6 protein-coding genes are annotated in these 4,576 nt (G+C 38.6%); 5 read left to right on the forward strand and 1 reads right to left on the reverse strand.

Annotated features, from left to right (window positions below):
* Positions 1-98 precede the first annotated feature (98 nt).
* From VXK47_RS19560 to feoB, 5 genes are all read left to right on the forward strand, one after another.
* A complete protein-coding gene (locus VXK47_RS19560; protein WP_435550473.1) occupies positions 99-512 on the forward strand; it encodes an efflux RND transporter permease subunit in 414 nt (137 codons plus the stop codon).
* A 59-nt stretch (positions 513-571) separates the two neighbouring features.
* Entirely contained in the window at positions 572-973 is a 402-nt protein-coding gene (locus tag VXK47_RS19565; RefSeq protein ID WP_435550474.1) for a hypothetical protein, read from the forward strand.
* 144 nt (positions 974-1,117) lie between these two features.
* Positions 1,118-1,801, forward strand: coding sequence for a transcriptional repressor (locus tag VXK47_RS19570; protein ID WP_435550475.1), 684 nt, complete (start codon positions 1,118-1,120; stop codon positions 1,799-1,801).
* An 11-nt stretch (positions 1,802-1,812) separates the two neighbouring features.
* Positions 1,813-2,055 (forward strand): FeoA family protein, encoded by a 243-nt coding sequence (locus tag VXK47_RS19575; protein ID WP_435550476.1) that lies wholly within the window; start codon positions 1,813-1,815, stop codon positions 2,053-2,055.
* Positions 2,048-4,231, forward strand: coding sequence for a ferrous iron transport protein B (gene feoB, locus VXK47_RS19580; RefSeq protein WP_435550477.1), 2,184 nt, complete (start codon positions 2,048-2,050; stop codon positions 4,229-4,231). The genes VXK47_RS19575 and feoB overlap by 8 nt, the downstream gene beginning before the upstream one ends.
* A 114-nt stretch (positions 4,232-4,345) precedes the next feature.
* Here feoB and VXK47_RS19585 read toward each other — a convergent pair.
* A partial coding sequence (locus VXK47_RS19585) for a hypothetical protein (protein WP_435550478.1) occupies positions 4,346-4,576 on the reverse strand: 231 nt, incomplete at its 5' end.

Here is a 4,576-nt window from a genome sequence, read left to right on the forward strand (position 1 = left end):
AATAATTATTTTACGTACGTTTTATATTTTTATATATACACATACTATGCTATCTGTTAAAGCATTATCAATGTATGTAATAATTTAATGGATGTTAAATGGTTGAGCTTAAACCAACTGTGAGAACTTTGGACTCTCAAGCTCTTTACATATCCGGTCAATATTTATCCGTTCCGGCTTCCGTAGGATTTGTGGTCTTGTTCGGCGTCGCCGTTTTAAACGGACTGGTGCTGGTATCCCGCATCTCGCAACTCCGCGAAGAAGGGTTTGATTTGCAGGAAGCGATCCGGAAGGGAAGCCTTGACAGATTACGCCCGGTATTGATGACCGCATCAATAGCAATTTTCAGTTTGATCCCGATGCTGCTTGCCGGCGGGACAGGTTCTGAAATACAAAAACCGCTTGCCACAGTTGTTGTAGGCGGATTGATTACTTCAACTCTGCTTACGCTGTTAATTATTCCGGCGGTTTATAGTTGGTTTGAAAAGAGGAAAGTTGAAGCGGAGATGTAAATGAATATTTATATGAACATCTATCATAACGACGAGTGCTTTAGAAAGGAGAACAATATATGAAAAAATATTTGCAATTGGCTATGCTTGTATTGATATGCATCGAGGCGTTTGCCGGATGCGCAATATCTGAAAATCAGTTAAGCACCGGGCGGTATCGAATGAAGTTTGTTCCGAACACCGAGACTAAGTTCAGTCAGGTATTGGCTATAGAAGAAAATAATAAATTCAGGGTTTCCGGATACCTTCGATTAAAAGTACTGAACCCGATTGATATTCCCGGCTATGTGGAGGTTGCATTGCTAACGCCCAACGGTGAGGTTTTTGATCTGGAAAAGGTCCCTTACTATCCGGAAAAAAGCCTCCATGGAAGAAAATGCCATAAAAAAGGTCACTTTTCAGCTATTTTCCCGGAAGTGCCTTCAGCGGGAACAACGGTTCGCTTGAACAATGTCAATTGAGGTTTAACTTTTATCTGCCCGGATTTCATTGACAATCGCATATTCAGGCATTATTGTTGCTCATTATTTTGATAAGGTTTTAACCTATGAGAGTCTGGAATAACCGTTCAAAAGGTTTGGAAATTTGTGGTTTAATAGGAAACAATGATGAAGCGTACTCATAATCAGGAAAAAAAACAATTTGAAAAACTCTTTAAAGATGGCAATATTGATAATTTTGAAGACAGATTTAAAGTTTTAGATACTTTTCTTCAGACGGAAAATCATCTGACTTATGCAGAACTGACGCAGATGTTAAATGATAAAGGGCATGATATAGATAATTCGTTTGTAAGAGATACCTTAAACCTTATGTGCAATTTGGGGTTTGCCTATAAAAATAAATTCGATAATGGTGTTGTCCGTTATGAACACAGGCATCTGGGGCATCACCATGACCATATGATATGCATAAAATGCAGAAAAATTATAGAATTTGAAGAAGAGGAAATTGAACGGCTACAGATCAAGGTTGCTTCATCTCATGGATTTCATATGCTTCAGCATAAAATGGAACTTTATGGGATTTGTGCCGAATGCCTGAAGGAAAGAGTTAAATCTATGCCGTTATCAATGGCAAAACCCGGCGAACGCCTGATAGTTAAAGATATTACCGGAGGTACCGGAGCACGTATGAAGCTGCTTAGCATGGGAATCAGGCCGGATGATGTGCTTGAAGTTATTACAAAGGTCAGCAGGGGTCAGATTGTCGTTGCTATAGATTCAAGCCGCTATGCAATAGGACAGGGTCTTGCTCAAAAAATAATAGTTGAACCTGTCGAAAACTAGGAGTTATGTTAATGTTATTGAGTGAAATGAAGCAAGGGGAAACAGGCATAATTGTCAAGATAGCGGGCAGCGGGGCTTTGCGAAGAAGAATACTTGAAATGGGAATATTAAAAGGTTCCCGGATTTATGTTGAAAAATATGCACCACTTAAAGATCCTTTAGAACTAATCGTTAAAAACTATCATATATCTTTACGGGTGGAAGAGGCGGCTCAGATAACAGTCGAAAAAGCAGAGCAGGATTTACATGACTGATAAAAAAACAATAACCATCGCTCTTGCAGGTAATCCTAACTCAGGTAAGACCACGATATTTAACAATATTACAGGATCGCGGCAAAAAATAGGAAACTGGCCCGGTGTTACCGTAGAAAAAAAAGAAGGACTCATTACCAGGTTTGGGTATGATCTTAAAATAGTAGATCTGCCCGGAACTTATAGTTTAACTCCATTTTCAATTGAAGAGATTGTTGCAAGAAACTTTGTTTTAGAAGAATCCCCTGATGTGGTTATAGATATCATAGATTCATCCAATCTTGAAAGAAGCCTTTATCTTGCAACCCAGTTAAGAGAGATAGACGGCAAAGTCCTTTTTGTATTAAACATGGCAGATGTTGCCCGTTCACATGGAACCAAAATTGATGCGGAAAAACTTTCATCACTTCTTGATGTTCCGGTTGTATTTACTGTAGGCAATAAAAACGAAGGAATGGATGATCTGCTGAAAGAAGCTATAAAGCTTGCAGAATCCGGCCCTGTAAAAAAAGAAAAAAGAAATGTCAAATACAGTAAGGACATCGAAAATGCAATTGTAAGAATCGAAAAGCTGATAGCAGAAAAAGTAAAAGACAAGATTAAATATAATCCCAGATGGACTGCAATAAAGCTTCTTGAGGATGACAAGATCCTGAAAGAACGCTTTGCATTAATAGCAAAAAATGTGGGCCCGGATATTATCGATGAGGTTCAGTTACTTCGCAAAAATCTCTTGAATCTTTACGATGAAGACCCTGAAATCGTTATGACTGATGAACGATATGGGTTTATAACCGGTATTATCAAGGAGATACAAACAACTTCTCCTAAACTTAGAGTCGATATTTCGCGCAATATAGATCTTGTTCTTACAAACAGATTTATAGGTTTTCCCATTTTTATTTTTTTTATCTGGGCGATGTTTCAGCTTACTTTTACGGTTGGCGCATACCCGATGGATCTGATAGATAAAGGGGTAAGCCTTCTTTCTTTGGGATTTGAAAGGCTTCTTCCTGAAAGTATATTTAAGGATTTATTGGTAAACGGAATTATTGCGGGTGTCGGCAGCGTAATTGTATTTTTGCCCAATATCTTAATACTGTTTTTCTGCATAGCCTTGTTTGAAGATACCGGCTATATGGCAAGAGCCGCGTTTCTTATGGATAAGATCATGCATCTTATCGGGCTTCACGGAAAATCTTTTATTCCCATGCTTATGGGTTTTGGATGCAATGTTCCGGCTATTATGGCCGCAAGGACATTGGAAAGCGAAAAAGACCGCATCCTTACAATCCTCATCACTCCTTTTATGTCATGTTCCGCAAAGCTTCCGGTTTATATAGTACTCGCCGGTACTTTTTTTGCCGCAAAAGCGGGTAACGTAATATTTTCCCTGTACCTTTTAGGCATTATTCTTTCCATAATATCAGGCAGACTGTTTCGTCTTACACTACTTAAAGGCGCTGATGCTCCTTTTGTAATGGAACTTCCTCCATACAGAATGCCGATGCTAAAAAGCCTTACGATTCATATGTGGGACAGAAGCAAAATGTTTTTAAAAAAGATGGGAAAAGTCATACTGATCGGTTCAATTGTTGTATGGTTTCTTTCATCTTTTCCAAGAAACATAACTTATTCCAAAGATTATACTTTAATGTTAAACAACATCAATGAATCATTTAAGGAAAAAATTGTTTCTGCGGATGAAAATGATAAATATTTGTTAAATGAGCAAAAGCTTGCTGCAATAGCCGATATTGAAAAAAAAATGAGCCTTGAAAAAACGGAACAATCATTTATGGGTATAATCGGAAAAGGGCTTTCACCTGCTTTCAAGCCGTTAGGAATTGACTGGCGGGGCAGTGTTTCACTCTTAACAGGTGTTTTTGCAAAAGAGATTGTTGTAAGTACTCTTGGAGTTCTTTATTCAACGGAAATATCCGATGATAAAACCGCTTTGGCAAATGCTTTACGTTCTTCCGGCATGACGCCTCTTTCCGCTCTTTCCATGATGGTATTTGTACTGTTATATCTACCCTGTCTTGCCACCATCACAACGATAAAAAAAGAAACAGCTTCGTTTAAATGGACTTTTTTCAGCATAACATACAGCACGGTAGTTGCGTGGATGATGTCTTTTATTGTTTACCAGGGCGGAAAACTCTTAGGTTTCTGATAAAGTTGGTACGTAATTGAATTTCAATTCTGATCCTGAAGTTTTACTATAAACGTTTTGTCCGGGCGCACTGCGCCCGGACAAATAGATGATTACTGCCAGCTGCTATTAGGCTTAAATACAAGCCTGCTTTATCGATCTTTTTACAAGTACTCTTATCAGTTTGCGCTTATACCATGCCGAGATATTGAAATGAGGCATGGAACGTACCTTTTCGTAAGCGGCATCGGCTGCTTTTTCTATGAGTTCGTCTGTTATGCTGTTGCCGATAAGAATATCTTCTGCTTCCTTAAGTCTTAAGGGTCCTGATCCTACAGCAGTTACTGCAATTCCTGCATTTTTACA

It is taken from the genome of Desulfobacterium sp. N47 (genome assembly GCF_051233685.1).
Lineage (GTDB): Bacteria > Desulfobacterota > Desulfobacteria > Desulfobacterales > RPRI01 > RPRI01.